This window comes from Acidovorax sp. Root70 (genome assembly GCF_001428225.1).
GTDB lineage: Bacteria > Pseudomonadota > Gammaproteobacteria > Burkholderiales > Burkholderiaceae_C > Acidovorax.
On the sequence record NZ_LMHQ01000007.1, the window covers coordinates 166,691 to 193,189 of the forward strand.

Annotated in this window: 22 protein-coding genes; 9 read left to right on the forward strand and 13 right to left on the reverse strand. The window is 66.9% G+C overall.

Translation table 11 applies throughout. From position 1 onward, the window contains the following. Positions 1 to 8: 8 nt before the first annotated feature. From ASD94_RS05510 to ASD94_RS05525, 4 genes are all read right to left on the reverse strand, one after another. Positions 9 to 1,934, reverse strand: coding sequence for a ferrous iron transporter B (locus tag ASD94_RS05510; protein ID WP_056639619.1), 1,926 nt, complete (start codon positions 1,932 to 1,934; stop codon positions 9 to 11). Then, on the reverse strand, positions 1,931 to 2,260 hold the full coding sequence (locus tag ASD94_RS05515; RefSeq protein WP_056639734.1) for a FeoA family protein: 330 nt from the start codon (positions 2,258 to 2,260) through the stop codon (positions 1,931 to 1,933). The genes ASD94_RS05510 and ASD94_RS05515 overlap by 4 nt, the downstream gene beginning before the upstream one ends. A 134-nt stretch (positions 2,261 to 2,394) precedes the next feature. Further along, the gene (locus ASD94_RS05520) at positions 2,395 to 2,826 is read right to left on the reverse strand and encodes a copper-binding protein (protein WP_233247149.1); all 432 of its coding nucleotides are present in this window, start codon (positions 2,824 to 2,826) and stop codon (positions 2,395 to 2,397) included. Beyond that, positions 2,814 to 4,799, reverse strand: coding sequence for a S9 family peptidase (locus tag ASD94_RS05525; protein WP_162255816.1), 1,986 nt, complete (start codon positions 4,797 to 4,799; stop codon positions 2,814 to 2,816). Before ASD94_RS05525 ends, ASD94_RS05520 begins: the two co-directional genes overlap by 13 nt. 122 nt (positions 4,800 to 4,921) lie before the next feature. Between ASD94_RS05525 and ASD94_RS05530 the strand changes: the two genes are divergently transcribed. The 5 genes from ASD94_RS05530 (at position 4,922) to kynA (ending at position 10,175) form a co-directional block, all read left to right on the forward strand. Continuing rightward, the gene (locus tag ASD94_RS05530; RefSeq protein ID WP_056639627.1) at positions 4,922 to 5,587 is read left to right on the forward strand and encodes a response regulator transcription factor; all 666 of its coding nucleotides are present in this window, start codon (positions 4,922 to 4,924) and stop codon (positions 5,585 to 5,587) included. Further along, positions 5,584 to 6,990 carry a HAMP domain-containing sensor histidine kinase gene (locus ASD94_RS05535; protein ID WP_056639630.1) on the forward strand — a complete coding sequence of 469 codons (1,407 nt, stop codon included), beginning with the start codon at positions 5,584 to 5,586 and terminating at the stop codon, positions 6,988 to 6,990. The genes ASD94_RS05530 and ASD94_RS05535 overlap by 4 nt, the downstream gene beginning before the upstream one ends. 211 nt (positions 6,991 to 7,201) lie before the next feature. Continuing rightward, the gene (kynB, locus tag ASD94_RS05540; protein ID WP_056639633.1) at positions 7,202 to 7,858 is read left to right on the forward strand and encodes an arylformamidase; all 657 of its coding nucleotides are present in this window, start codon (positions 7,202 to 7,204) and stop codon (positions 7,856 to 7,858) included. 97 nt (positions 7,859 to 7,955) lie between these two features. Then, positions 7,956 to 9,266, forward strand: a complete 1,311-nt coding sequence (gene kynU, locus ASD94_RS05545) for a kynureninase (protein ID WP_056639637.1) — start codon at positions 7,956 to 7,958, stop codon at positions 9,264 to 9,266. 18 nt (positions 9,267 to 9,284) lie between these two features. After that, a complete protein-coding gene (gene kynA, locus ASD94_RS05550; protein ID WP_056639639.1) occupies positions 9,285 to 10,175 on the forward strand; it encodes a tryptophan 2,3-dioxygenase in 891 nt (296 codons plus the stop codon). Positions 10,176 to 10,315: 140 nt separating this feature from the next. Here kynA and ASD94_RS05555 read toward each other — a convergent pair whose 3' ends face one another. Next, complete coding sequence (locus ASD94_RS05555; protein WP_162255817.1) at positions 10,316 to 12,349, reverse strand: beta-propeller domain-containing protein; 2,034 nt, start codon at positions 12,347 to 12,349, stop codon at positions 10,316 to 10,318. A 325-nt stretch (positions 12,350 to 12,674) separates the two neighbouring features. On the opposite strand from ASD94_RS05555, the gene ASD94_RS05560 reads away from it, so the two are divergent. Beyond that, a complete protein-coding gene (locus tag ASD94_RS05560) occupies positions 12,675 to 13,502 on the forward strand; it encodes a DUF6502 family protein (RefSeq protein ID WP_056639644.1) in 828 nt (275 codons plus the stop codon). After that, positions 13,486 to 14,007: a hypothetical protein gene (locus ASD94_RS05565; RefSeq protein WP_056639647.1), complete on the forward strand. Its 522-nt coding sequence runs from the start codon at positions 13,486 to 13,488 to the stop codon at positions 14,005 to 14,007. The genes ASD94_RS05560 and ASD94_RS05565 overlap by 17 nt, the downstream gene beginning before the upstream one ends. 93 nt (positions 14,008 to 14,100) lie before the next feature. On the opposite strand, the gene ASD94_RS05570 is transcribed toward ASD94_RS05565, so the two are convergent. Beyond that, on the reverse strand, positions 14,101 to 14,463 hold the full coding sequence (locus ASD94_RS05570; RefSeq protein ID WP_056639650.1) for an MliC family protein: 363 nt from the start codon (positions 14,461 to 14,463) through the stop codon (positions 14,101 to 14,103). A 680-nt stretch (positions 14,464 to 15,143) separates the two neighbouring features. On the opposite strand from ASD94_RS05570, the gene ASD94_RS05575 reads away from it, so the two are divergent. Beyond that, a complete protein-coding gene (locus ASD94_RS05575) occupies positions 15,144 to 16,322 on the forward strand; it encodes an MFS transporter (RefSeq protein ID WP_056639653.1) in 1,179 nt (392 codons plus the stop codon). Here the strand turns inward: ASD94_RS05575 and ASD94_RS05580 are convergent. Beyond that, positions 16,294 to 16,764, reverse strand: coding sequence for a hypothetical protein (locus tag ASD94_RS05580; protein WP_056639656.1), 471 nt, complete (start codon positions 16,762 to 16,764; stop codon positions 16,294 to 16,296). The two genes, ASD94_RS05575 and ASD94_RS05580, sit on opposite strands and share 29 nt — an antisense overlap. Before the next feature lie 101 nt (positions 16,765 to 16,865). Here ASD94_RS05580 and ASD94_RS05585 point away from each other — a divergent pair, with 101 nt between their 5' ends. Continuing rightward, the gene (locus ASD94_RS05585; protein ID WP_056639659.1) at positions 16,866 to 17,252 is read left to right on the forward strand and encodes a MerR family transcriptional regulator; all 387 of its coding nucleotides are present in this window, start codon (positions 16,866 to 16,868) and stop codon (positions 17,250 to 17,252) included. 98 nt (positions 17,253 to 17,350) lie between these two features. On the opposite strand, the gene ASD94_RS05590 is transcribed toward ASD94_RS05585, so the two are convergent. The 6 genes from ASD94_RS05590 to ASD94_RS05615 form a co-directional block, all read right to left on the reverse strand. After that, a complete protein-coding gene (locus ASD94_RS05590; protein ID WP_056639663.1) occupies positions 17,351 to 18,982 on the reverse strand; it encodes a SpoVR family protein in 1,632 nt (543 codons plus the stop codon). Continuing rightward, positions 18,979 to 20,247 (reverse strand): YeaH/YhbH family protein, encoded by a 1,269-nt coding sequence (locus ASD94_RS05595; RefSeq protein WP_056639669.1) that lies wholly within the window; start codon positions 20,245 to 20,247, stop codon positions 18,979 to 18,981. Before ASD94_RS05595 ends, ASD94_RS05590 begins: the two co-directional genes overlap by 4 nt. Before the next feature lie 47 nt (positions 20,248 to 20,294). Further along, on the reverse strand, positions 20,295 to 22,217 hold the full coding sequence (locus ASD94_RS05600; RefSeq protein ID WP_056639672.1) for a PrkA family serine protein kinase: 1,923 nt from the start codon (positions 22,215 to 22,217) through the stop codon (positions 20,295 to 20,297). A 316-nt stretch (positions 22,218 to 22,533) separates the two neighbouring features. Next, positions 22,534 to 23,745, reverse strand: coding sequence for an FAD-dependent monooxygenase (locus tag ASD94_RS05605; protein ID WP_056639674.1), 1,212 nt, complete (start codon positions 23,743 to 23,745; stop codon positions 22,534 to 22,536). 49 nt (positions 23,746 to 23,794) lie between these two features. Further along, a complete protein-coding gene (locus tag ASD94_RS05610) occupies positions 23,795 to 26,308 on the reverse strand; it encodes a bifunctional diguanylate cyclase/phosphodiesterase (RefSeq protein WP_056639677.1) in 2,514 nt (837 codons plus the stop codon). Continuing rightward, positions 26,305 to 26,499: EAL domain-containing protein (locus ASD94_RS05615; protein WP_156391355.1), on the reverse strand; the 195-nt coding region annotated here is incomplete at its 5' end. The genes ASD94_RS05610 and ASD94_RS05615, both read right to left, overlap by 4 nt.

Sequence of the window (26,499 nt, forward strand, 5' to 3'; positions counted from 1 at the left end):
GTTCCTCCTCAGCCCCCGCCCAGCGCCAGCGCCACGCGGTAGGTCACAAAGCTGGCGGCATACGCCATGGCAAACAGGTACCCCACCATGAGCAGCGGATAGCGCCAGCCATTGGTCTCACGGCGCACGGCGGCAATGGTGGAGATGCATTGGGGCGCAAACACATACCAGGCCATCAGCGACAGCGCGGTAGCCAGCGACCACGAGCCCGCAATCAACGATCCCAGCTGGCTCGCCACCTCGTCGCCCGTGGCAGACAGCGCGTACACCGTGCCCAGTGCGCTCACCGCGACCTCGCGCGCCGCCATACCAGGCACCAGCGCAATCGCAATCTGCCAGTTGAAGCCAATCGGCGCGGCGATGACCTCCAGCAGGCGACCCAACTGGCCGGCCAGGCTGTAGGTGATGGCGGGCTGCGTGGCGCCTTCTGGTGCGCCGGGGTACGTGGACAGAAACCACAACAACACGGTGACGGCCAGGATGATGCCTCCCACCCGCTTGATGAAAATCACCGCCCGCTCGTACAGCCCGTAGGCCAGGCCCCGCACGCTGGGCCAGCGGTACGCGGGCAGCTCCATCATCAGCGGCGTGGCGCGCGTGTCGCTGCGGGCCAGCTTGGCCACCGCCGCCACGGCCATGGCGCTGACGATGCCCGCGACATACAGCGCAAACAGCACCACGCCCTGCAGGTTGAACACCCCGGCCACCGTGCGCTCGGGGATGAAGGCTGCGATCAGCAGCGCATACACCGGCAGGCGCGCCGAGCAGGTCATGAGCGGAGCGATCATGATGGTCACCAGCCGGTCACGCCAGTGCGTGATGGAGCGCGTGGCCATCACGCCCGGCACGGCGCAGGCAAAACTCGACAGCAGCGGAATGAACGAGCGGCCCGACAAGCCCACTGTGCCCATCACGCGGTCCAGCAAGAAAGCCGCACGCGGCAGGTAGCCCGAGTCCTCCAGCGCCAGGATGAACAGGAACAGAAACAGGATCTGCGGCAAAAACACCAGCACCCCGCCCGCACCCGCCAGCACCCCGTCGGTCAGCAGGCTGCGCAAGGGGCCGTCGGCCATATGGGCGTTGACGAGGGCTGCCAGCCAGCCCACGCCATCTTCGATCCACGACTTGGGCAGCTCTGCCCAGCTGAATACCGCCTGGAACATCAGGAACAGCGTGGCCGCCAGGATCAAAAGGCCCCACACCGGGTGCAGCACCACCGCGTCGATGCGGTCGTCCGTGCGCAGGCTGACCACCGGCACGCGCACGGCCTGGTCCAGAATGCGCCGCACCTCCTGGTGGGTGCGGATGACGTCGTTTTGCGCCTCCAGGTCGCTCGCGTCCAGGCGCGCCGCCGCATCGGGCGCCACCACGGGGCGCTGCAACTGCTGCAGGTTGGCACCATCCAGCCACTGCACCAGCTCCTGCGCGCCGTTGCCGCGCACGCCCACGGTGGCCAGCACGGGCATGCCCAGCTCGCGCGACAGCACCTCGCGGTCAATGGCGATGCCCTGGCGCTCGGCCACGTCCATCATGTTGAGCACCAGCACCATGGGCAGGCCCAGGGCGCGCGCCTCCAGCACCAGGCGCAGGTTCAGGCGCAGGTGGGTGGCATCCGTCACGCACACCAGCACATCGGGCACGGGCTCGCCCGCGCGGCGCCCGCGCACGATGTCGCGGGTGATGGCCTCGTCCACGCTGTGTGCATGCAGGCTGTAGGCGCCCGGCAGGTCCAGCACGCGCACGCGGCGGCCAGCGGTGGTCTGCAGCAGGCCTTCCTTGCGCTCCACCGTCACACCCGCATAGTTGGCCACCTTCTGGCGCGCCCCGGTGAGCAGGTTGAACAGCGCGGTCTTGCCGCAGTTGGGGTTGCCCAGCAGCGCCACGCGCAGGGGCGCATCGGCGGCGGTGGGCTGCACAGTGGCCTGAGCGCTCATGCCAGCTCCTTGGCAGGCAGGGTGGCATCATCCAACGGCTGCACCTGCACCATGGAGGCCTCCTGGCGGCGCAGCGCAAACGTGGCCTGCCCGACGCGCACCGCGATGGGGTCGCCGCCCCAGCCGCCGCGTGCAACCACCTGCACGGTCTCACCGGGCAGAAAGCCGATCTCCAGCAAGCGCAGCAGCGTGCTGTGCTCTTGCGCGTCCTGCGCGGGCAACAAGCCCGTGACCCGGCCCAAGGCGCGGCGCGGCAATTGGTCCAGCCGCGAAGACAGGTTCTGCTGCGTAGGAAGATGCAACCGCGCCGCAGCGCCATCGTCCATGGTTTTCATGGTGACTGGCCTCGATACAAATAATAGTGATTCTCATTCTATCAATATCTGTATCGCAGTGGTCGCCGCCTCAATCTCTCCTTGATGCAGCGCAAGCTGCAATGCGCCCCGCCCCGCCAGGGCAGTCAGTCACATCGCTCAAACCGCTTGCACTCCGCCGTGACGCGGATGGACGTGAGCGTGTTTTCGCCGTCGATGTGCCGGGCAGTGAACTGGACCCAGGCCCCCTGCGGAATGCCGTGCAGCAAGGCAGGGTTGACGACCCGGAAGGTCTGTGTGGTGAACGGCAACTTGGCGCGGGGCAGCAGCTTGAGCCGCACATGCGTGGCGTTGCCGCCCGCATCCGCTTCCACAGACACCACCCGCGCCCGGGTGTAGACCGGAGCCGCAGGGGCGGCATCCTCAGCAACAGCCGAGGCGGCGCCCGCTGGTGCGACGGGCTGGGCACCTGCCGCACCACACACGGCGGCCAAGGCCAGTGCGGTGGCAAACCCGCAGCCGCGCTGCCCCCAGCGGGCAAGCAACCAAGTGACGGCCTGCCCCATCAGAACGCCCACGCGCCCAGCTGGTAGTAGTCAAAACCGCTGGTCCGCCCACCCAGGCATTGGGCGAGGAAGTCCTCGGTCTTGCGGTACATGGTGAGGTTGTTGGGCCAGCGCTGGTTGCCATGGCCATCCCCGGTGAAGGTGACGTAGTCCACCGGCTTGCCCGCCTTGCGCAGGGCCGCCACCATCCATTCGGACTGCTCCAGCTTCACGCGCGGGTCGTTCACGCCGTGCATGATCAGGATGGGCTTTTGCGCATGTTCCGCCCGGTACAGGGGCGACTTCGCGTCCATACGGGCGCGGTCTTCCGGCATGGCCGGGTTGCCCACATAGCGGTGCCACCAGGGCAGGCCCAGCTCCCAGTAGGGCGGTGCGGCCTCCAGCAAGCGCGCGATGTCCGTCACGCCCACCACATCCACGGCGCAGGCAAACACCTCGGGCGTGAAGGTGGCGCCCACCAGGGCCGAATAGCCGCCGTAGCTGGCACCGTAGATCGCCACGCGCTGCGCGTCGGCCACGCCGCGCTCCACCGCCCAGCGCACGCCGTCCACCAGGTCGTCGTGCATGCGGCCCGCGAACTCGCCCCGGGCCTTTTCCATATGGTTGCGGCCGTAGCCGCTGGAGCCCCGGTAGTTGACCTGCAGCACCGCATAGCCCCGGTTGGCCAGAAACTGCTGCATGGCGCGGCTGGTGGCGCCATCGCCCCAGCGGTCACGCGCCCACGGGCCGCCATGCACCAGCAGCACGGTGGGCAGCCGCTGCGGCGCAGCCCCCACGGGCAGCGTGAGGTAGCCGTGGAGGGTGAGACCATCGCGCGCGGTGTAGGTGATGGGCGCGGTAGGGGCCAGGTCCTTGGCAATCAGGCTCAGCCGGTTCTCGCCCAAGAAGCGGGGCTCCTGCCCATCACGCAGCAGGTAGTTGCGCGTGCCCCGGTCGGTGGCCACCGCCACCGTGAGCACCTTGTCGGTCTGGTCCAGGCTGGTCACCAGCACCTCTGCAGGCTTGTCACCGGCCAGCGCAGACAGCCGGGCATCAAGCGCGGAGTCAAACACCTTGCGTGCCGGGTAGCCCGGCATGAAGTACGCCAGCAGCGGCTCGCGGGTGCGGCGGCTCAGCGTCACGTTGTCCAGGTCCACATCGGGCGAGGCAAACCACTCTTCCTCGGTGCCCGTGGTCAGGTCCAGCCGCACCAGCGCCAGCTTGTCGCGCCCCCGGTTCGACAGGGCCCAGGCCTTGCGCCCCTCATCGTGCAGGCCAAAGATGTTCAGCGTGTCCCACCGGCTGCGCTCTGCCACCGTCACCCAACTGCCCGGCTCGGCGCCAGGTCGCTCCAGCAACACCTGTTCGCCCTGGATCCGCGCCCGGGCGCGCAGTTGGCCCGTGGTGTCCACGCCCCACCAGCCCACATTGCCGGGGTTCGTGGCCATGAGCACCGGCGCGCCACCCGCCGGGTTCACGCGGTACAGGTCAAACACTTTCTTGTCGCGCTGGTTGGAGGTGACGATGAAGTCGGACGAGGCATCCACTGCCTCCGCAAAATGCGCCACCGAACGCGGTGCTGGCATCAGCTCGCGCAGCTCTGTGCCTGGGCCCTCGACCGCGCCCGCATAAATGCGGGTGTTTTCATCGCCCGCGGGGTCGGCCGTGATGCCGAGCCAGCGGCTGTCGGCACTGAAGCGGATGGCGCGCGCACGGATGCGAAACGCCTTGGCATCGCCCCCGTCGATGGACTGCACCCAGATCGCGGGCACCACGCCGTCCGTGCCAAACCAGGCCAGGCGCTTTCCGTCCGGCGACACGCGGTAGCCCCCGGTGGATTGCCGGCTGGCCACGAAGTCGCGCACCGGCACCAGGTCGGGCAGTTGCGCCCCGGCCAGCGATGGGTGCGTGGGCCCCGATGCACAGCCCCCCAAAGCCAGTGCCGCAGCCAGCGCCGCGCCACCCCACCATCGCCGCATCCCCTCCTGCCTTGTCGTCGATGCCATTGCTTTCTCCCCCATGTGTTGAGCCATTGGATACGGCCATTGTGCAAAGCCCCGCCTTAAGGCCAGCCAAAGGCGCCGCTGCGGCACCACGCAACCGGGGCCGCTCCCGCCACAATCGCCCCATGCACATCCTGCTCATCGAAGACGACCTGGACCTGGGCCGCGCGCTGCAGTCCGCGCTGAAGGTGGAGGGCCTGACCAGCGAATGGCTGCGCCGCGCCGTGGATGCGCCCGCCACGGTCGATGTCACCACGGTGGACTGCGTGCTGCTGGACCTGACGCTGCCCGATGGCAGTGGCTTTGACCTGCTGGCGCGCTGGCGCAACCAGACCGGGCACAGCGGGCAGGTGCCCATCATCGTGATCACCGCGCGCTCAGCGGTGGAGGACCGGCTGGCGGGCCTGGACGGCGGGGCCGATGACTTTGTGATCAAGCCCTTTGCCACGGCCGAACTGCTCTCTCGCATCCGCGCCGTGCTGCGCCGCAGCGCGCGCCAGGCCAGCGAGCGCTGGGTGCTGGGCGAGCTGGTGATCGCGCCGCGCCGCCATGCCGTGCAGCGCGCAGGGCTGCCACTGGAGCTGTCACCGCGTGAGTTTCAGCTGCTGCTGGAGCTGGCGCGCGAGCCCGGCGTAGTGGTGTCCAAAAGCGTGCTGTCGCAGCGGCTGGACCCGTTGGGCGAGCCCGTGGACTTTGCGGCCATCGAGGTGCATGTGTCCAACCTGCGCCGCAAGATCGGTGCCGAGCTGATCCGCACCGTGCGGGGCGTGGGCTACTTGCTGCAAGCATGAGCACCTCCAAGTCTTCTCTGCGCGCTGCCTGGGACTGGCTGGCCGAGCCCACGCTGGTGCGCCGCAGCGTCGTGTCGGTGCTGCTGGCCTTTGTGATGGTGTGGGCCGTGCTGCTGGGCTATATCTTTGCAACCTACAAGCAGACCATCACCAACGAGCCGGGGCTGCAGAAGTATGGCGATGCCGTGCTGGCATCGCTGCAAGAGGTGACGGACCCGGCCCTCGCGGCGGCGGCGCTCGCCTCGACCGATATCTGGACCAACATCCGCCGACGACAGTTGGCCACGCTGCCGGGCACATCGCTCTACGAACTGCGGGATGCTCAGGGCCAACGCGCTTATGCGTCGCCCGGTTGGCAGCCCTTGCCGGCCCGCGCACCCGATGGCTCCATCACCGAGACGCTCGTCAACGGCCAGGTGCACCGCATCTACGCGGGTCGCAATGCACGCTGGGCACTCACCATCGCCGACCCCAAGCGCTCCGACGCGGCGTTTCTGTCACGCAATGCGCAGTCGCTGTTGCCCTACCTGCTGCTGGCCGCACCGTTTGTGCTGCTACCCGTCTGGCTGTCAGTGCGCAATGGCCTGCGCCCCCTGCAGCAACTGGCCTACCGCATCGCCCAGCGCAACACCGACGACCTGCAGCCCGTGGGCTTCAACGCCCGCCACCGCGAACTCAAGCCCCTGGAGCAGTCGCTGGACCACCTCTTTGCACAGCTGCGCCAGAAGGTCGAACGCGAGCGCGCCTTTGTGCAGGACGCGGCCCACGAGATCCGCACACCGCTGGCCGTGATCACGGCCCAGGCCCACGTGATGGCCCGGTCGCAGATTGCGCAGGAGCGCACCCAGGCGCAGGCCCACCTGGAGCAGGCCATCGCCCGCACCTCGCACCTGGCGCAACAGCTGCTGGACCTGGCAGCGCTGGACGACGCCCAGCGCCCCGCCCCGCGCAACCTGGACGTGGCGCAATGGCTGCGCGCCGCGCTGGCCCAGGCGGCACCGCAGGCCATGGTGCGGCAGATCGAGCTGTCGCTGGACGCCCCCGACACCCTGGACGCCCGGCTGGACCTGCCCGCACTGGAGTCGATTGCGCACAACCTCATCGACAACGCGGTGCGCTACACGCCCAATGGCGGCAACGTGGCGGTGGCACTGCGGCGCGAGGACTCGGTGCTGCACCTGTCAGTGCAGGACGACGGGCCCGGTATTCCGGCCACCGAGCACCAGCGGGTGTTTGAGCGCTTCTACCGGGGCCTGGGACATGTCGCCACCGGCTCGGGCCTGGGCCTGGCCATCGTGCGGCAGGCAGTGCTGCGCATGGGCGGGCAGGTGCAGGTGGGTGCGGGCCTGAACGGCCGGGGCGTGGGATTTTTTGTTCGCATTCCTCTCCCCCACGGCAGCTAGGAAACCTCTGCACGCATCGAGCAACAAAGGTGCGCTGCAGACCGAGAGAGCCCCCCGATGCTCACGGCGCGGCTGGCGGGAGGCCTGGTTTTTTTCTGGGCAGCAGCCGGGCTACTGCCTCATTCAAATAGTTTAGGCTTCAACAAAAAATCCGCCAGCTGTTGGAAATAACCGACACCACGGGTTTTTCGGGACATGCAAACTTTGTCCCATGTCAACGCCTTCCTCCCCCACCGCCCGCCAGCTTTGGGACATCTCGCCGCCCGTGCACGCGGGCAGCCCTGTGTTCCCCGGCGACACGGCCTACAGCCAGCAGTGGTGCGCCACCATCGGCCCCGGCTGCCCGGTCAATGTGAGCGCGATCACGATGTCGCCCCATGTGGGCGCGCACGCCGATGCGCCGCTGCACTATGACGTACAGGGCGCCACCATTGGCGACGTGTCGCTCGACGCCTTTCTGGGCCCCTGCCGCGTGATCCACGCCATCGGCTGCGGCCCGCTGATCACCTGGGAGCACATCGCCCACGCCGTAAACGGCACCCTGCCCCCGCGCGTGCTGGTGCGCACCTACGAACACATGCCGGTGGACCGCTGGGACGGCCAGCTGGCCGCCTATGCCCCGGGCACCATCGAGCGCCTGGCCGACCTGGGCGTGCTACTGGTGGGCATCGACACCGCCAGCATCGACCCGGCCGACAGCAAGACGCTGGACAGCCACCAGGTCATCCGCCGCCGGGGCCTGCGTGTGCTCGAAAACCTGGTGCTCGACGCCGTGCCCGAGGGCGACTACGAACTCATCGCCCTGCCGCTGAAGCTGACCACGGCCGATGCATCCCCCGTGCGGGCCGTGCTGCGGGCGCTGGACTAGCGCGACACACAGAATTTCAAGCATTTTTGGCTGGAAGCGCTAGTAAAACATGCGTCAACAGCTATCAATAACATAGCAATTACCTCTCCCAACGCCCATGTCCATCACCCTGCAAGACTGCCGCACCCGCGACGCCCAAGACCCGCTGCGCGCTCTGCGCGACCACTTTGCCCTGCCACCGGGCGTGATCTACCTCGACGGTAATTCGCTGGGGGTGGCCCCCAGGGCCGCTGCTGCGCGCGTGGCCGATGTGGTCACCCGCGAATGGGGCACCGACCTCATCAAATCGTGGAACACCGCCAGCTGGTTCGACCTGCCCCAGCGCCTGGGCAACCAGCTCGCCCCGCTGATCGGCGCAGGCAAGGATGAAGTGGTGTGCACCGACAGCACCTCTATCAACCTCTACAAGGTGCTGAGCGCGGCGCTCAACATCGCCCGCGAAGACAGCCCTGCCCGCAAGCGCATCGTGAGCGAGCGCAGCAACTTCCCTACCGACCTCTACATTGCCGAAGGCCTGTGCAAGGAGCGCGGCCTGGAGCTGGTGCTGGTGGAGCCTGAAGAGATCAACGCTGCGCTGACCAGCGACGTGGCCGTGCTAATGCTCACGCACGTGAACTACCGCACCGGCGCCATGCACGACATGGCCGCCATCACCGCTGCGGCGCACGCCCAGGGCATCCTGTGCGTGTGGGACCTGGCACACAGCGCGGGCGCGGTGCCTGTGGACCTGAACGGCGCGGGCGCCGACTTCTCCATCGGCTGCGGCTACAAATATTTGAACGGCGGCCCCGGCGCACCAGCCTTTGTGTGGGTGCACCCACGCCATGCCGACCGCTTCTGGCAGCCGCTGTCCGGCTGGTGGGGCCATGCCGCACCGTTTGCCTTCACGCCCGACTACCAGCCCGCACCCGGCATCACGCGCTACCTGTGCGGCACGCAGCCCATCATCAGCCTGTCGGCCCTGCAATGCGGGCTGGATGTGTTCACCGCCGCACAAAGCCTGGGCGGTATGGCCGCACTGCGCGCCAAGTCGCTGGCGCTCACCGACCTGTTCATCCAACTCGTGGAAGAGCGCTGCGCAGGCCACGGCCTGGGCCTGGCCACCCCGCGTGACCATGCCCAGCGCGGCTCGCAGGTGTGCCTGACGCGCAATGAAGGGGCGGGCGTGAACGGCCAGGGCAGCGGTGCCTACGCCATCGTGCAGGCGCTGATTGCGCGCGGCGTGATCGGCGACTTCCGCAAGGGAGACGGCGGCACGGGCCGCCACAAGGACATCCTGCGGTTTGGCTTCACACCGCTGTACCTGGGCTTTGAAGACGTGTGGAATGCCGTGGAGCACCTGCGCCAGGTGCTGGAGAGCGGCGAGTGGCAAAAGGCCGAGTTCAACCAGACGCACGCCGTCACCTGATCGGAAAGGCAAAACACCATGTGCCCTTTTTCGCAAACCCCTGCGGCTGACAACAACAACGCGGCATCTGCCGCCCTGCCCGAATCCATCGTGCATGAAGAGCGCGCACAGCTCGACTTCAGCCAAAGCATGAGCTACGGCGACTACCTGCAGCTCGACGCCATCCTCACCGCGCAAAAGCCGCTGTCGCCCGCACACGACGAGATGCTGTTCATCGTGCAGCACCAGACCAGCGAGCTATGGATGAAGCTCATGCTGCACGAGCTGCGCGCGGCCATCGGCCACATTGCGCGCGACGAGCTGCCGCCCGCTTTCAAGATGCTCGCGCGTGTCAGCAAGATCATGGAGCAGCTGGTGCACGCCTGGGACGTGCTGGCCACCATGACGCCGCCCGAGTACAGCGCCATGCGCCCGTACCTGGGCCAGTCCAGCGGCTTCCAGAGCTACCAATACCGCTGCATCGAGTTTTCGATGGGCAACAAGAACCGCGCCATGCTCAAACCCCACGAGCACCGCGCCGACCTGCTCGCGCTGGTGCAGGCCGCCCACGAAGCACCGTCGCTCTACGACGAGGCCCTGCGCCTACTGGCGCGGCGCGGCCTGGCCGTGCCCACCAGCCACACCGAACGCGACTGGACGCAGCCCTATGTGGAGAACGATGCGGTGGAGCAGGCCTGGCTCACCGTGTACCGCAACCCCGAAAAGCACTGGGACCTGTACCAACTGGGTGAAGAACTGACCGACCTGGAAGACGCCTTCCGCCTCTGGCGCTTCCGCCACGTGACCACCGTGGAGCGCGTGATCGGCTTCAAGCGCGGCACGGGCGGCACGGGCGGGGTGAGCTACCTGCGCAAGATGCTGGATGTGGTGCTGTTCCCCGAGATCTGGAAGCTGCGCACGGATCTGTAAGCACAACGGCGCGCCGCAAAAAAATAGGCCTGTTCATCACCCCGGTGAACAGGCCTTTGAACTGCCGCTTGCGCCCCACAGAAAAGCGCAAGCAGCTATCGTTTTTATAGTTCTCTCCCTGAGTCGCAATCGGCAGCGCTTCAGTCTCCGGCCCTGGTGAACACCTGGCCTCCCGAGAGCTGGTAGGCCACGTTGTCCACCTGCAGGCTGCGCTCGTTGGCGATGTCAAAGCGGCTGTACAGCCCGGGCGTGTCGCCGTTCAGGAGGGCGGTGGACACCACCATGGAGCGCTGGGCCAGCGCGCCGGTGGTGGTGTTCACCTCCAGCCGCAAGGCACCCTGGTAGCCCCGCACGGGTGGTGGCGTGCCTACGCCCGTGGGCGCCTGATAGACGCGCGCGGGAAAGGCGATGCGCACCTTGCCATCCACCGCCTGCAGGTTAAGCACCGGGCGGGTGCTGTCGAGCGTGGTGATGCTGCCACGATCGCCCGCCGCCTGAGTGGCCAGGCGCTTGCCCTGCGCGGCATTGCGCACGTCGAACACCGCAAGCTGAATGCCGTCGGCCACACCGCCCAGGGCGCTGTCCTTGCCCACACCCAGCAGCAGGCCGTTCGGCAGCGGCACCAGGTGGTCGGCATAGCCGCCCGCCGCCAGCTCGCCCGCCACGGTGGGGCTGGCGGGGTTGGCCAGGTCCAGCACCCACACGGGTTCGGTGGTGGCAAAGGGGGTGGCATAGGCCCGAGGGCCTGCAAAGAACAGGTTGTCAATCTGCTGGTCGCCCCGCGCCGTGCGCAGCCGGATGGGCAGCTTGGCCTGCGGGCCCAGATAGCTGTCGCGGCCGCTGTCGCGCAGCACGGTCAGCAGCGCGGGGGAGGCCTGCTGGGCCTGGATAACCACCGGCGGCATGCCGCTCTGGCCCGTCTTGCCGGTGAAGGTCAGCACGCGCAGATCGTTCTGGTATTCGTTCAGGCGCGATGGTAGGCGGCGCAGGTCCCAGCCCAGGTGGCCGTCCGCGCTGCCCGATGCGTCGTAGTCCACCTGCGCGCCACGGAAGCTGAACTTGTGGATGTCGGTGCGGCTATCTGCCGGGAACACGGCGTTGATCACGTCGCCGCCGTAGCGGTACTGGCGCGAACTGGCCACATGCACGCTGCGCGCGCCCAGGTGCACGGCCTCGCTGCCGCCCACAAGACAGCGGCTGGTGCGCGCCAGGCTGGACGAGGTGAGGTCGATGGCCGTGATGGACGTGAGCTGCAGCGACAGCGACGCGTTACCCGTCTGCACCAGGCAGTCGGCCTCGTTGACCAGCGGCTGCGGCTGGCCACCATCCACGCGCAGGGTGGGGATCAAAGCAGCAGTGTTGAGGTCCTTGAGTGCCGCGTCCACCGCCGATGCCGTGGCCCCTGCCGGTACGGTAAAGCGTGTGAGGTCGGGCGACCAGGTGGTGACCAGGTACAGCGTGTTGCCAATCAGGCGGCTGCCCACCAGCAGGCCATCGATGCGCATCTGCTTGATCTGCGCGGGCGCCATGTCCTTGTGGATGGCAAACAGGTCCAGCGACAGCGTGCGGCTGTACTCCGGCAACACGGTGATGCTGGCGTCGGCCGCAGCCACCACGGGCTGGTGGTCGGCATACGGGTCTTGCTGCGACAGCACGGCGGCGCGCGTGCCGCCGCCCGCCACATAAAAGCCCTGGGGGATGAACTTGGCGTCCAGCACGGCGCTGCCCACGCCGGTCAGGCTGCCGTCGGCCGCACGGGCCAGGGCGGCCAGGCGCGGCGGCTCGCGGCCGGTGTCGGTGGCGTAGGCGCGGTGCAAGCCATACAGCATGTTGCCCTCGGCCTTGATGAGGCCGTCTTCCTCCACCACCGCGCCGGCCAGTGGCACACCGGTGTGGGTGACCACGCTGCCCGTGCTGCTCAAGCCCCCCACGGTGGGCACGGTGATGGCCGTGCCCGGATAGCCCAGCGCCACCCGCTGCGCAATCTTGGCCTTGAAGTAGGCCACCAGATCGCCGGATCGCGCCACCTGCAGCCGCGCCTCGTTGGGGGTCTGCGGGTTGCCGCCCTCCCCGCCACCGCAGCCCGCCACGAATGCAGCGGTGGCCACGGCCAGCCATGCGGGCGACGCATGGGACATGCCCGCCAATGTGTTCATCAACCCTCGGTTCTTCATGTGATTGTTCTCCCTGTGAATGCGGATACCCACGGCGCGGCGTCGGCTTGCGCCCACACCGCATCGCAGATGAGTGGGATAATATCCCACACAATTTCCAGCCGTCAACCAGATGACAATCACAGCCTGTTCCTGAGAAGGTGTGAACAAGCCCGCCATGCCCGCTCATCCCGCCAAAACACACCCGCTCTTCGTTGCCAATGCTCGCCATAGCCCGCGCTATGGCTGCGCTTTGCGCCTAGATCGGGCGCGTTTTGGCGGCCTGTTCGGGCACGCCGGATTCATTCACACCTTCTGACACCCGCCGCGTCTCGGCCCTTTTTTCATGCCCTCCCGCTCCGCCATCGTTCTGGCCTCTGCCCTGCACGTGCTGCGCCCTCTGGCGCGCCTGCTGCTGCGCAATGGCGTGGCCTACCCCGCGTTTGCGGCGGCGATGAAGAAGGTGTTTCTGGACGCCGCGCACGACGAGCTGCAGCGCACGGGCAAAAAAACCACCGACAGCGCGGTGAGCCTGATGTCGGGCGTGCACCGGCGCGATGTGCGCAACCTGGGTCGCCTGGCCGAGCCCACCGCTGAAGAAGAAGCTGGCGAAACCCCGTTGAACATGGCCAGCCAGGTGGCCGCGCGCTGGCTGAGCCAGACCGATTGCCTGGACGACGAGGGCCAGCCCCGCCCCCTGCCCCGCAGCGGCGAGCCCCCGCACTTCGACGGACTGGTGGCCAGCATCAGTAGCGACGTGCGGCCCCGCGCGGTGCTTGACGAACTGGTGCGCCTGGGCATGGCCGAGGAAGGCGAGGATGGACTCATTCGCCTACTGGCAGCTGGTTTTGTGCCGCGCCAGGGCTTTGCCGAAATGGCGCAGCTGATGCAGGACAACCTGCACGACCACCTGGCCGCCGCCAGTCTCAACCTGGAGGGCGAGCACAACTACCTGGAGCAGGCCGTGTTTGTGGACCAGCTCAGCGAAGAATCAGCCCACCGCCTGCACGCCGTGGCCGCCAAGGCATGGCGCCAAGCCTTCAAGACCGTGATGACAGAGGCCCAGGCCCGCTACGACCACGACCAGAAAAACACCCCGCCTGGCGAGCGCAACCGGCGCGCCCGCTTTGGCAGCTACTTCTATGCCGCAGACCAAGATGAACGTCCTTCCTGAACTCTGGGCCCGGGCGGTCCGGCTGCTGGCCAACGCCACGGCCCTGCTGGTGCTGGCCGCCTGCGGTCCCGGCACCGGTGGCACGGGCACCGGCCCGATCAACGGCGCGGTCTATTTCTCGGGCGCGGGGTTCACGGTGGGTGCCCCCTGCGCGCTGCATTGCGGTGGCGCAGAGCTGCGGCTGGAAAACGAGCGGGTGGAACTCAGCATCAGCTGCCAGCGCTTTGTGTTCACCGGCCCGTGGCAGATCGATGCGCAGGGCGTGGCGCTGCTGCAGGGCACGCTGGAAACCACGGAATTTGCCAACGGGGGTGAAGCGCAGACCCGCACCGTGGCCGCCGAGATGCAGCTGCACTTCAGCGACACCCGCGCCGACAGCAGCCGCGAGGTGGTCGTCACCGTGCGGGACGCACAGGGCAACCTGCTGGTCGCCCCCCGCACGCTGGAGCAGCGCCCTGCGTCTGCCGCAGACGCCCCCGGCGCCTGCATGTCCGAGGCGCGCTGAAACGACACAGGGCCTGTGCAGACAGCTGCACAGGCCCTGAAAAAAGCGAAAAACCAAACCAGCCCATCACAGGCTGGGGTCAAAGGGGGCAGGTTACTGGACGCCCGCCACCATCATGCCGCGGTTGCTACGGCACCAGATCGGTGCCAGGTGTCCAATCTGGATCGTCAATTCGTTGCCCTTACCCAGCACCGTGGTGGGGCCGTTGCTGTAGGCATAGCCGCTGTCAGCGGCCTGTTTGGGCAGTTCCACCGTCCAGCCGCTGCGGCGCATCACGCTGCGTCCCTGCTCGGGGTAGAACTGCATCTCGACCTTTTCACCATTGCCGCAGGCGTATTGCATGCTGCTGCCATCGGCGGGGGCGTTGAACGCCTGCATTACCGGGGGCTGGCTTGCGCAGCCCGACAACAAGAGGGTAGCCAACGCACCCGAACCCAGCAAAACCATCGTCTTCATCGGTCACTCCTGACATCGCGGCGCAGCCTCGCAGCCCGCCCGACAACTTCCATCCAACGGCTTGTGGCCACCGGCCCACAGGGCCTTTTCAGCGCCCCTGCCTGCCACCTAAGCACAAACCTTGCCATTCACCACCACCTGCACCATCCTGATTGCGAGAGACCGAAATCTGCGATTCCAGAACCGTGGCCAACACCCGGTGCAGCGCATGGACACAAGATTGCCCCACGCCCCCGGCACCGTCATTGGGGTCATCCCCACATCGAGAGCCTCCTCTAAAGTCTGCCTACGCCCTGTGGCGCCCTCATGACGGCGCCCACCACCTGCAGACAAGGCCCAATTGGGTGCATTCAAAAGCCCAATCCCCGGTCCAAACCGCCGATTGCTGGCACAAGCACCCCAAAACGAGCAACATCCGATGCGTTTGGTGGGGTATGTAGCGGGCGGACTGGGACATACCCTAAGAGCCCGCGAACCAGCCCACCTGCAGGCGCCGCCCCGGTGGCACCGCCCCGTCCGTCGGCGACAGCGGCGCCTGTGCTCTGCGGGTAACCTCGCCAGGCCTGATGGCCGAGAGAGAGCCCCTCCCGACAGCCGCCGGCATCTGCCCTGGAGACCTCCCCCCCGTGCCCACTTCGCAGCCCTCTGCACCGCTTCTTGCCCCCCGCGCCGCATGGACCATGCTGCTGGCGCTGGTGTCAGGCTTTGCGCTGAGCCAGGCCTTTCGCACCATCACGGCCATCATGGCGACGGGCTTGCGGGCCGAGTTCGGCCTGTCGGCGCAGGCGCTGGGGGTGTTTGCCGGAGCCTTTGCGTTTGCCTTTGGCACCATGCAGCTGTTCATGGGCATTGGCATCGATCTGTACGGTGTGCGGCGCACGCTGCTGGTGGCTTTTCCGCTCACCATTGCGGGCGCGGTGCTGTCGGCATTGGCACCTGGCTATGGCACGGTGCTGCTGGGACAGGTGCTGATCGGTGTGGGCTGCGCGCCCGCGTTTTTGGTGTGCACCGTGTTCATCGCGCGCTACTTTCCCGCGTCGCGGTTTGCCATGGTGTCGGGGGTGGCCATGGGGGTGGGCGGGCTGGGCATGCTGTTTACCGGCACGCCCCTGGCGTGGCTGGTGCAACAGTCGTCCTGGCGCATGGGGTTTGGCGTGCTGGCGGGCCTGGCGGCGCTGGCCTGGCTGCTGATCTTCTGGAAGGTGCATGAGCCCGCGCAGGCCGCCCATGAAGACGCCCCGCGCGAATCGGTGCCGCAGGCGGTGCGCGGCTTTGGCGCCCTGTTCCTGCTGCCGCACACCGCCGGCATCATGCTGCTGGCGCTGATGACCTATGCCTCGTTCCTCACGCTGCGCGGGCTGTGGCTGGGGCCGCTGCTGATCGAGCGCCATGGCTATTCGCTGGTGGCCAGCGGCAACGTGGCCATGCTGTCGTCGCTGGTGTCGCTGTTCAGTCCGGCCTTTTTTGGTCGGCTGGACCCCGGCCCCACGCGGCGCAGGCGCTGGCTGCTGGGCTTTACCGCCCTGTTGGGGGCCGTGTTTGCGGCCATGGGCTTTCTGCACGCCGAGTGGCTGGATGTGGGGGGCTCCATTGCCGTAGGGCTGCTGTCCGGCTACATGGTGCTGCAGTATTCGGACGTTCGCTCGGCCTACGCCCCCGCCGTCACGGGGCGCGCCATGGCGGTGTTCACCATGGCGATGTTTCTGGGCGTGGCGTTGATGCAGTGGGTGACGGGCGTGGCCGCATCCATTGCCACGGCGCGGGGCGCCGACCCCTATGTGGCGGTGATGCTGACCATTGCCACCATGCTGGGTGTCGGCGCGCTGGCCTTCAGGCTGCTGCCCGCGCCCGCGCATTGATTCGTGCGGGGCCTGGCGGGCACAGCGCTGCGCCGGTGCCCGCCACGCGCCACCACTGCAGCACGCCAAACACCAGCTCGAATGCGGCAAAACCCAGCACGATGGCATTGGCCCCGTGCGCCACGGCATAGATCAGCCAGGCGGCAAACAGAAACCGCGCCACGCCATCCAGCCGCCCCAGCAACACCGTGGGCGCCACGATGCGCGCCACCGACCACACCACCACCACCGAGCCCAGCAGGTTGGCCAGCAGCATGTGCGTGGCGTCGAGCGGGTGCAAGATGCCTGGCAGCGCAAGCGTCTGGGCCAGCAGGTTCAGCTGGGCGTAGAGCCAGGCAAAGGTCCAGGGCAGGGCAAAAGGCCAGGTGACCAACAGGTCGTACCAGCCGCTGGCGCGCACGATGCGCAGGTAACGGTCGGAAGCAAAAGCGGGGATGTGCATGACAGGAAGCCTCTGAATGAATCAATGAGGCCCCTAGCTTCCACCTTGAAGTACGCTTCAGGGTCAAGCACTTTGTTCTTTGTTGTTGGAGGGAGCGTGGAATGCTGATCGGAGAACTGGCTACGGCCTCAGGTTTGAGTCGCGAGGCGCTGCGTTTTTATGAACAGCAGGGTCTCATCCGCGCACGACGGCTCGGCAACGGCTACCGCGACTATCCGCCCGAGGTGGTGACGCTGGTGCAGTACATCCGCACTGCGCAGCAGCTGGGATTTACCCTGGCCGAGATTGGCGACAGGCTGCCCGCCATCTGGGACGCCGCCGAGCCCGGCCCCGCGCTGGCGCAGGTGCTGGCTGCCAAGCTGCAGGAGATTGACGAACGCATCGCGGCGCTGCAGGCCCTGCGCCAGACGCTGGCCGAGCGCGTGGCCACCGACTGCCCGCTGCAGGCCCGTGCGCCACGGGCCAAGGCCTCTTCGCCTGCTTTTTAAGCCGAATCGGGCGGTAGCGCTAGTGCATCATGCGCCAGCAGCTATCAAAAACAGAGCAATCTTCCTTCACCCGCTGCACAGGTACCAACGCAGCTCGGTCAGGTGGCTGAGGCAGGCACCTGGTGCAGCAGCACCGGGTGGTTGCCATCGGCGTCCGCACTCTCGATCTGCACCCCAAAGCCCCACAGCCGCGCCACGTGCTTGAGCACCTCCTGCGTGTCGTCGGCCAGCGGGCGGCCCTGGTACTGGGTGTGGCGCAGGGTCAGGCTGCGGTCGCCGCGCAGGTTCACGTTCCACACCTGGATGTTGGGCTCGCGCGTGCCCAGGTCGTACTGCTGCGACAGCAGCTGGCGCAGGCTGCGGTAGCCATTCTCGTCATGGATCTCGCTGACCACCAGGTCGCGCTCGCCAGCGTCGTCATGCAGCGCAAACAGGCGCATCTCGCGCATCAGGTGCGGGCTGAGGTACTGGCCGATGAAGCTTTCGTCCTTGAAGTTGCGCATGGCATGGTCCAGCGCGGGCAGCCAGGGAGTGCCTGCAACGTCGGGGAACCAGTGACGGTCTTCCGCTGTGGGGTTCTGGCAGATGCGCTGGATGTCGCGGTACATGGCAAAGCCCAGCGCATAGGGGTTGATGCCGCTGTAGGCGCGATGCCCCACGGGCGGCTGGTAGACCACGTTGGTGTGCGAGCCCAGCCATTCGATCATCACGCCATCACTCAGATACCCCTCGTCGTACAGCGTGTTGAGCAGCGTGTAGTGCCAGAAGGTGGCCCAGCCTTCGTTCATCACCTGGGTCTGGCGCTGCGGGTAGAAATACTGCGCAATCTTGCGCACGATGCGCACGATCTCGCGCTGCCAGGGCTCCAGCAGGGGGGCGTTCTTTTCGATGAAGTACAGGATGTTCTCCTGTGGCTCCTGTGGAAAGCGGTTGTGCTCTTGCGCCGCATCCTCCTTGCCGGGGCGCATGGGCAACGTGCGCCACAGCTCGTTGACCTGCTGCTGGGCGTAAGCCTCGCGCTGTTCGCGCTCCAGGCGTTCGCGCGCCAGATTTTTCTTGGAGGGGCGGCGGTAGCGATCCACGCCAAAGTTGGCCAGGGCGTGGCACGAGTCCAGCAGCCGCTCCACTTCGCCCGTGCCGTAGCGCTCCTCGCACTGGGCCACATAGTCCTTGGCATACACCAGGTAGTCGATGATGCTGGACGCATCGGTCCACATGCGGAACAGGTAGTTGCCCTTGAAGAAGCTGTTGTGCCCGTAGGCGGCGTGGGCAATGACCAGCGCCTGCATGGCGGTGGTGTTCTCCTCCATCAGGTAGCTGATGCAGGGGTTGGAGTTGATGACGATCTCGTACGCCAGCCCCATGTGCCCGCGCCGGTAGCGCCGCTCGGTGGCCAAAAACTCCTTGCCGTAGCTCCAGTGCCGGTAATTCACCGGCATGCCCACGCTGGAGTAGGCGTCCATCATCTGCTCGGCGGTGATGATCTCCAGCTGGTTGGGGTAGGTATCCAGGCCAAATCGCTCGGCCGTGGCGGCGATGGCCGCGTGGTAGCGCTCGATCAGCTCGAACGTCCAGTCGCTTGGGTCGGGCAACGGCTCCACTGGCCGCGCGCCCGCAGGCAGGGGCTGGCTGGGCACGGCGCGGTGGCGGCGCTCGCCCACGGCAGCGGCCTTCCAGGGGTTGTCGCTCAGGCGGCGCTCCAGCACAGGGTATTGCACACCGTTGTTCATGCGGCCACCCCCTCTTTCTTGAACAGGTCGCGGAACACGGGGTAGATGTCACCGGGTGCGGAGACCTTGCGCATCGCAAAGTGGGAATACAGCGGCGCCAGCTGGCTGTACTCGTCCCACAGGTTCTGTTCTTCCTCGGCCACCTGCACATAGGCAAAGTAGCGCACCAGCGGCAGGATCTTGTCCACCAGCAGGTTGCGGCAGATGCCGCTGTCGTTGGTGAAGTTGTCGCCATCGCTGGCCTGGGCCACGTAGATGTTCCAGTCGCCCTGCGGGTAGCGCGCACGGATGATCTGGTCCAGCAGCACCAGCGCGCTGCTCACCACCGTGCCGCCGCTTTCGGTGGAGTGGAAAAACTGCTCCTCGCTCACCTCGGCCGCCTGGGTGTGGTGGCGGATGAACACGATGTCGATGGTCTCGTAGTGCCGCGTGAGAAACAGGTACAGCAGGATGAAGAAGCGCTTGGCCAGGTCCTTGCGTGTCTCATCCATGGAGCCTGACACATCCATCACGCAGAACATCACCGCCTGGCTGCTGGGCACGGGCACTGGCGTGCGCGCGCGAAAGCGCAGGTCAATGGGATCGAGGTACGGAATCTTGCCAATGCGCGCCGTGAGCGCGTCGATGCGGCGCTGCAGCTCGGCCACCGCCTCGCTGGTGCCGTCGTCCTGCGCCAGCAGCGCATCCAGCTCGGCTTGCAGCGCCAACAGCTCACGGTGCGCCGACTTGCCCAGCGCAATGCGCCGACCTAAAGCCCCGCGCATGGTGCGCAGCACGGCCAGATTGTTGGGGATGCCGTCCTGGCTGTAGCCTGCGCGGCGCGACTTCCACTGCGGGTTCTCGCCAATGTGGGTGCGCAGCAGGTGCGGCAGCGCCAGGTCTTCAAAAAAGAGCTGCATGAACTCTTCCTTGGTCAGCGTGAAGGTGAAGTCGTCCTCGCCCTCGCCGCTGTCACTGGCCTGCGAGCCGCGCCCGCCCGCCCCACCCTGCGGCCGCTCGATGCGGTCGCCACGCACATGGTCCGCATTGCCGGGGTGCACCATGTCGCGGATACCGCCCTGGCCGTGGTGGAACACGGGCTCGCTGATGTCCTTGCGCGGGATGGTGATGTTCTCGGCTTGCTCCATGTCGCGGATGCCGCGCTGCGAAACGGCACGGCGCACCGCATCCGCGATCTGCTCCTTGTAGCGGCGAACAAATCGCTCACGGTTGCCCACCGACTTGTTCTTGCCAGCGAGCCTGCGGTCGATGATTTGCAATGCCATCCGTTGCTCCAGTTCCCCATACAGGGCCTGTGGCCCTGGCACCGACCCTAGCTACTCTTACGCACGCGCAGGTACCACTCGCACAGCAGCCGCACCTGCTTGGGCGTGTAGCCCTTGTTGACCATGCGGGTGACAAAGTCCTCGTGCTTGCGGGCCTCTTCCGCGCTGGCCTTGGCGTTAAAGCTGATCACCGGCAGCAGCTCTTCGGTGTTGGAGAACATCTTCTTCTCGATCACCAGGCGCAGCTTTTCGTAGCTCGTCCAGCTGGGGTTCTTGCCCTGGTTGTTGGCGCGTGCCCGCAGCACGAAGTTGACGATCTCGTTGCGGAAGTCCTTGGGGTTGGCGATGCCTGCGGGCTTCTCGATCTTCTCCAGCTCGGCATTGAGCGCGCCGCGGTCGAACACCTCGCCGGTGTCGGTGTCGCGGTATTCGTTGTCCTGGATCCAGTAGTCGGCGTAGGTGACGTAGCGGTCAAAGATGTTCTGGCCGTACTCGCTGTAGCTTTCCAGATAGGCGGTCTGGATCTCCTTGCCGATGAACTCGGCATAGCGTGGCGACAGGAACTCCTTGATGTAGCCGGTGTACTTGGTCTCCAGCTCGGCCGGGAACTGTTCGCGCTCGATCTGCTGCTCCAGCACATACATCAGGTGCACCGGGTTGGCCGCCACCTCGGCGCTGTCGAAGTTGAACACCTTCGAGAGAATTTTGAACGCAAAACGCGTGGAGATGCCCGTCATGCCCTCGTCCACGCCCGCGTAGTCGCGGTATTCCTGGTAGCTCTTGGCGCGCGGGTCGGTGTCCTTCAGGCTCTCGCCGTCGTACACCTGCATCTTGCTGAAGATGCTGGAGTTCTCGGGCTCCCTCAGCCGCGTGAGGATGGCGAACTGCGCCATCATCTTGAGCGTGCCCGGCGCGCACACAGCGTTGCCCAGCGACGACTCGCGGATGAGCTTTTCGTAGATGCGCGTTTCCTCGCTCACGCGCAGGCAGTACGGCACCTTGACGATGTAGATGCGGTCAAGAAACGCCTCGTTGTTCTTGTTGTTGCGAAACGCCTTCCACTCGCTTTCGTTGCTATGGGCCAGCACCACGCCGTCAAACGGGATGGCGCCAAAGCCTTCGGTGCCCTTGTAGTTGCCCTCCTGCGTCGCGGTGAGCAGGGGGTGCAACACCTTGATGGGTGCCTTGAACATTTCCACAAACTCCAGCAGGCCCTGGTTGGCCAGGCACAGGCCGCCGCTGTAGCTATAGGCATCGGTGTCGTCCTGCGCAAAGATTTCGAGCTTGCGGATGTCCACCTTGCCCACCAGGCTGGAGATGTCCTGGTTGTTCTCGTCGCCCGGCTCGGTCTTGGCGATGCCCACCTGCTTGAGCACGCTGGGGTAGCGTTTGACCACGCGGAACTGGCGGATGTCGCCGCCATACTCTTCCAGCCGCTTCACTGCCCAGGGCGACAGCACGCGCTGCAGGTAGCGGCGCGGAATGCCAAACTGTTCCTCCAGCACCGGGCCGTCTTCTGCGGCGTCGAACAGGCCCAGCGGCGACTCGTTGACCGGAGAGCCCTTGAGCGCATAGAACGGCACCTTCTGCATCAGGGCCTTGAGGCGCTCTGCAATGGAGCTCTTGCCGCCACCCACGGGGCCCAGCAGGTAAAGGATCTGCTTGCGCTCCTCCAGCCCTTGCGCGGCATGGCGGAAGAAGCTCACCACCTGCTCGATGGACTCCTCCATGCCGTAGAACTCGGTGAAGGCGGGGTAGCGTTTGATGACCTTGTTGGCAAAGAGCCGCGACAGGCGGGGGTCGTTGCGCGTGTCCACCATCTCGGGCTCGCCAATGGCGGCCAGCATGCGCTGGGCCGATGTGGCGTAGGCCATGGGATCACGTTTGCACTCGGCGAGGTACTCGTCGATCGACATTTCCTCTTCGCGGCTACGGGCGTAGCGCGCGGCGAAGTTGCTGATGGCATCCATACGACCTCCTGTGGCGGCACCCCTGGCGGGCTCAGGTGGTACCACGGTGTTGCATTGGCAATCACTACCGGCTTGGCACGTTGTAGCACCACGAACTGCGCTTGAACAGCAAATTCGTGGGCGCATGCTTGGCCTTTTCAGGGCGTTGCACACACAGTGATAGAGCGTGGCACACTGCGCGAAGTTCACCCTGCAAAACGCTGGCAGGGGTTGCCCCGGATAGGGAATGTCCTGACAACCGTGCGATGCCGTTCACCCGCCCTGCTGGGTCAGGAAACGGACGGTTTCTGGCGGGCGGTTGTCACCACCCGGTACCTCACAACGAGCTGGCGCTGGAGCCATCGCCCCGGTACAGCCAGGGCACATCCAGCACGCGCTCACCCAGCAGGCGCAGCGACAGGTCGCGCCCCCAGCGCACGGGCCCCGTGGCGTGGAAGATGCGGCCATTGCGCGTGGACCGGGCCTGCACCCGCGCGTTGCGCTGCCAGCGGTTGAGCGCGTAGCGGCGCAGGCGCAGCGGTACATCGAGGTCGTGCATGGCCAGTGCACGCTGCAACTCGGCCGCGTCTTCGATCGCCATGCCCGCACCCTGCGCCAGGTACGGCCGCATGGGGTGCGCGGCATCGCCCAGCAGGCCCACCAAGCCTTGCGCCATCTCGTCGGCGCTGCGCACCGGCGGGCGGTCGCACAAGGGCCACAGGCGCCAGCCAGCACCACCCACGGCGCTCACGCTGCGTACCACGTCCTGCAGCGCAGTGCAGGTGCCTTGCAGCGCATGCTCCAGGCCTGCGGCGTTGGCGGCGTGGTCCCAGTTCTCCAGGTCTTGCGGTGCGGCCCCTTGCACGATGACCACCAGGTTCTGCAACTCGCCCCGGCGCACGGGGTACTGCACCGCATGCAGGCGCGGGCCCAGCCACGCGGTGACTTGCGCCGTGCGCAAGGCATCGGGCAGCGCATGCTGCGGCACCAGCGCGCGGTAGGCCAGGTGCCCCGTCACGCGCGGCGGCACAGCGCCCAGGAGCTGGGTGCGTGTGCGGCTCCACAGGCCATCGGCACCGATCAGGGCATCGCCCTCGACCTGCTTGCCCCGGCTGGTGCGCACAGTCACCACGCCGTCGGCATCGGCAAAGCTGTCGATCGCATGGTCCAGGTGCTGTTGCGTGTCGGTGTATTTGGTCACGGCAGACAGCAGCAGGCCATGCAGGTCCGCACGGTGAATGGTGGCGTAGGCCGCGCCATAGCGCTCCACCGCCGTGGGCCCCAGGGGCAGCACGGCCAGTTCTGTGCCGCTGACGGCGTTGCGCACCTGCAACCGGCTGGGGAAGGCCGCCACCGCTTGCAGCGGCTGCTGCAGGCCCCAGGCCTGCAAGCGGCGCACCACGTTGGGCCCGATCTGCACGCCCGCACCCACTTCGCTGAAAGCAGCAGCGCGCTCGTACAGCCGCACCTCCCATCCAGCCCGCGATGCGCCCAACGCAGCGGCCAAGCCGCCAATGCCGCCACCGGCGACCAACACCTGTTTTTTCATGGCGCGATTGTGAACTGCGCGCGCTGGCGGGCCTTTGCCTTAACGCAGGTCATAGCGCAGGTCGCAGCGCCCGCTCCAACACTTCAGCAGGCATGGGCCGACCAAACAGATAGCCCTGGAAGGCCTTGCAGCCGTAGCGCTGCAAAAACTCCAGCTGGCCCGTGGTCTCCACGCCCTCGGCCACCACCGCCAGGTCCAGGCTGTCGGCCAGGGCCAGGATGGTGCGCACAATGGCAGCATCATTGGGGTCGGTCTGCAGGTCGCGCACAAAGCCCTGGTCGATCTTGAGCTGGTCGAGCGGCAGCCGCTTGAGGTAGCTCAGGCTGGAATAGCCCGTGCCAAAGTCGTCGAGCGAGAAGCCCACGCCGTAGCGGCGCAGGTGCTCCATGCGGGCAATCACGTCCTCGACATCGGCCATCAACAGGCTCTCGGTGAGTTCGAGTTTCAGGCGTTCCGGGTTGGCGCCCGTGGCATCCAGCACGCCCAGCACCTGCTCCACAAAGTCGGGCTGGCGGAACTGCCGCACGCTCACGTTCACCGACAGGAAGAACTGCCGGGTGAGCGAGCTGCGCGACCAGGCCACCAACTGTGCGCAGGCAGTCTCCAGCACCCACTGGCCCAGCGGCAGGATGAGCCCGGTCTGCTCGGCCAGCGGAATGAATTCGGCGGGGGACACCATGCCCCGGCGCGGGTGGCGCCAGCGCACCAGGGCTTCGGCACCCTGCAAGCGGCCTTTGCCGTCCACCACGGGCTGGTAGTACAGCACCAGCTCCTTTTCTTGCAGGCCCCGGCGCAGGTCGGCCTCCAGGGCCGAGCGGTTGCTCACGGCCGCTTGCATGTCGGGGTCGAAGAAGCGCTGGGTATTGCGCCCCGCCGCCTTGGCCTGGTACATGGCCAGGTCCGCATGTTTGAGCAGCTCGTCCACGCTCACGGTCTGCTGGCCAAAAAGCGCAATGCCGATGCTGGGCGTGCTGTGGTGGCTGGCATCGCCCAGCGCATACGGCTTGCCGAGCGTAGTGGCAATGTGGCTGGCCACTAGCGCGGCCTCGGCGCTGGCGTGGGCGGGGTCGGGGCTGAGGCCCTCCACCAGCACCACGAACTCGTCGCCCCCAAAACGGGCCACGGTGTCGGACTCCCGCACGCAGCCTTTCAGGCGCTGCGCCACTTGCAGCAGCAGCTGGTCGCCGGTGTCATGGCCCAAGGTGTCGTTGAGGTCCTTGAAATTGTCGAGGTCGATGAACAGCAGCGCGCCCTGGGTGTCAGAACGCGCCACCGCCAGCGTGGCGTGTTGCAGCCGGTCCACCAGCAGGCGGCGGTTGGGCAGGCCGGTCAGCGAGTCATAAAACGCCAGGCGTTCGATCTGGCTCTCGACCTGCTTGCGCTCGGTGATGTCGCGGCCCACGCCCCGGTAGCCACGCAGGGCGCCATTGGCACCGAACACGGGTACACCGCTGACTGAGATCCAATGCATGCTGCCGTCCACGCGCCGGCGTTGCAGCTCCAGGTCACGGAACGGCTGGTGCGCCGCCAGCACGGCGCGGTGCGCAGCCCAGTCGGCGTCGGTCATGTTCAGGGCGCCGATCTCCCAGCGCGTGCGCCCCATCACATCCGACAGCGGTATGCCGTTCACGCTCAGGTCTCCTGCCAGCTGCACGAAGCGGCCCTCGGCGTCGTGCTCCCAGTACCAGTCGGACGACAGGTCGCTCAGCGACCTGAAGCGCGCCTCGCTCTCGCGCAGCTCGTTTTCCACACGCACGTAGTCGCTCACATCGGCAAACGTGCGCACCAGGCTGCCGTCAGCCAGCGAGGTGGTGCGCACCTCGAAGGTACGGCCATCGCGCGTGGTGCGCCAGTACAAGGCCGGGGCGGGGGCCACAGCGCCCTGGGCCACGTAGTCGTGCCCGCGCCGGTCCACCAGGCGGTACCCCTCGCCGAAGTCACCGCGCTCGGCCTGCACGCGCGTCAGGTCGGCCAGCGTGGGGCGCGTGGCCATCAGCGACTCGGGCAGGTTCAGCAGCTCCAACACCCGCTCGTTGTAGACGGTGATGCGGCCGTCGGGCCCGGTCTTGAAGATGCCCTGGCTCATGCTGCCCAGCGTGGCCTGCAGTGCCGAGCGCTGCTCCTGCAGCATGGTCAGCGCCTCTTGCCAGATACGGGCGTCCACCATGCGCACGGGCTGGCCCTGCCCTTTGGCGCCCTGCACCAGCGCCACCAGGCGGTTCAGCAGCTCGCTCAGGTGCGCCGCGCCATCGGCCTCGCGCAGCACATAGTCGCCCAGCCCGCAACGAAACGCGCGCGCAGCCAGGGCCTCTTGCGCTGCGTCGATGCACATCAGCACCGGACGGCCCGCACACAGCTCCAGCAAGCCCGGTAGCTCCTGGTCGGTGGGCTTGAGGCACAGCACCACGGCGCCCCAGGCCTGGCTGGCCAAAGGCGCTTTGGCAGTTTCTGGCGTGGGGCTGTTGACCACGCGCCAGTCGGGGTAGCGCGCCGCCATGAGCCGCCGTGCAGCCGCCGCATGCTGGGTATCGATGTCCACCCACAGGATGCCCACGCCGTTCATGGCTGCGGCCCCTGTTGCGCAAGGCGTGCCGCCGGCGGCCGTGCCGAGTGTCCGGGCAGATGTTCACGCTCAAACAACTCCACGGGCCCGGGCCTCCCAAACAGATACCCCTGGAACCCCTCGCACCCATGCAGCCTCAGGAACGACAGCTGCCCCGTCGTCTCCACCCCCTCCGCCACCACCTCCAGGTC

Coding starts and splice junctions, on each gene's coding strand:
- ASD94_RS05525 (WP_162255816.1), bottom strand. CDS start 4,799: ATGGCATCGACGACAAGGCAGGAGGGGATGCGGCGATGGTGGGGTGGC.
- ASD94_RS05600 (WP_056639672.1), bottom strand. CDS start 22,217: ATGGATGCCATCAGCAACTTCGCCGCGCGCTACGCCCGTAGCCGCGAA.
- ASD94_RS05555 (WP_162255817.1), bottom strand. CDS start 12,349: ATGAAGAACCGAGGGTTGATGAACACATTGGCGGGCATGTCCCATGCG.
- ASD94_RS05595 (WP_056639669.1), bottom strand. CDS start 20,247: ATGGCATTGCAAATCATCGACCGCAGGCTCGCTGGCAAGAACAAGTCG.
- kynU (WP_056639637.1), top strand. CDS start 7,956: ATGTCCATCACCCTGCAAGACTGCCGCACCCGCGACGCCCAAGACCCG.
- kynB (WP_056639633.1), top strand. CDS start 7,202: ATGTCAACGCCTTCCTCCCCCACCGCCCGCCAGCTTTGGGACATCTCG.
- ASD94_RS05530 (WP_056639627.1), top strand. CDS start 4,922: ATGCACATCCTGCTCATCGAAGACGACCTGGACCTGGGCCGCGCGCTG.
- ASD94_RS05560 (WP_056639644.1), top strand. CDS start 12,675: ATGCCCTCCCGCTCCGCCATCGTTCTGGCCTCTGCCCTGCACGTGCTG.
- ASD94_RS05605 (WP_056639674.1), bottom strand. CDS start 23,745: ATGAAAAAACAGGTGTTGGTCGCCGGTGGCGGCATTGGCGGCTTGGCC.
- ASD94_RS05580 (WP_056639656.1), bottom strand. CDS start 16,764: ATGCACATCCCCGCTTTTGCTTCCGACCGTTACCTGCGCATCGTGCGC.
- ASD94_RS05575 (WP_056639653.1), top strand. CDS start 15,144: ATGCTGCTGGCGCTGGTGTCAGGCTTTGCGCTGAGCCAGGCCTTTCGC.
- ASD94_RS05515 (WP_056639734.1), bottom strand. CDS start 2,260: ATGGACGATGGCGCTGCGGCGCGGTTGCATCTTCCTACGCAGCAGAAC.
- ASD94_RS05610 (WP_056639677.1), bottom strand. CDS start 26,308: ATGAACGGCGTGGGCATCCTGTGGGTGGACATCGATACCCAGCATGCG.
- ASD94_RS05570 (WP_056639650.1), bottom strand. CDS start 14,463: ATGAAGACGATGGTTTTGCTGGGTTCGGGTGCGTTGGCTACCCTCTTG.
- ASD94_RS05535 (WP_056639630.1), top strand. CDS start 5,584: ATGAGCACCTCCAAGTCTTCTCTGCGCGCTGCCTGGGACTGGCTGGCC.
- kynA (WP_056639639.1), top strand. CDS start 9,285: ATGTGCCCTTTTTCGCAAACCCCTGCGGCTGACAACAACAACGCGGCA.
- ASD94_RS05565 (WP_056639647.1), top strand. CDS start 13,486: ATGAACGTCCTTCCTGAACTCTGGGCCCGGGCGGTCCGGCTGCTGGCC.
- ASD94_RS05510 (WP_056639619.1), bottom strand. CDS start 1,934: ATGAGCGCTCAGGCCACTGTGCAGCCCACCGCCGCCGATGCGCCCCTG.
- ASD94_RS05585 (WP_056639659.1), top strand. CDS start 16,866: ATGCTGATCGGAGAACTGGCTACGGCCTCAGGTTTGAGTCGCGAGGCG.
- ASD94_RS05590 (WP_056639663.1), bottom strand. CDS start 18,982: ATGAACAACGGTGTGCAATACCCTGTGCTGGAGCGCCGCCTGAGCGAC.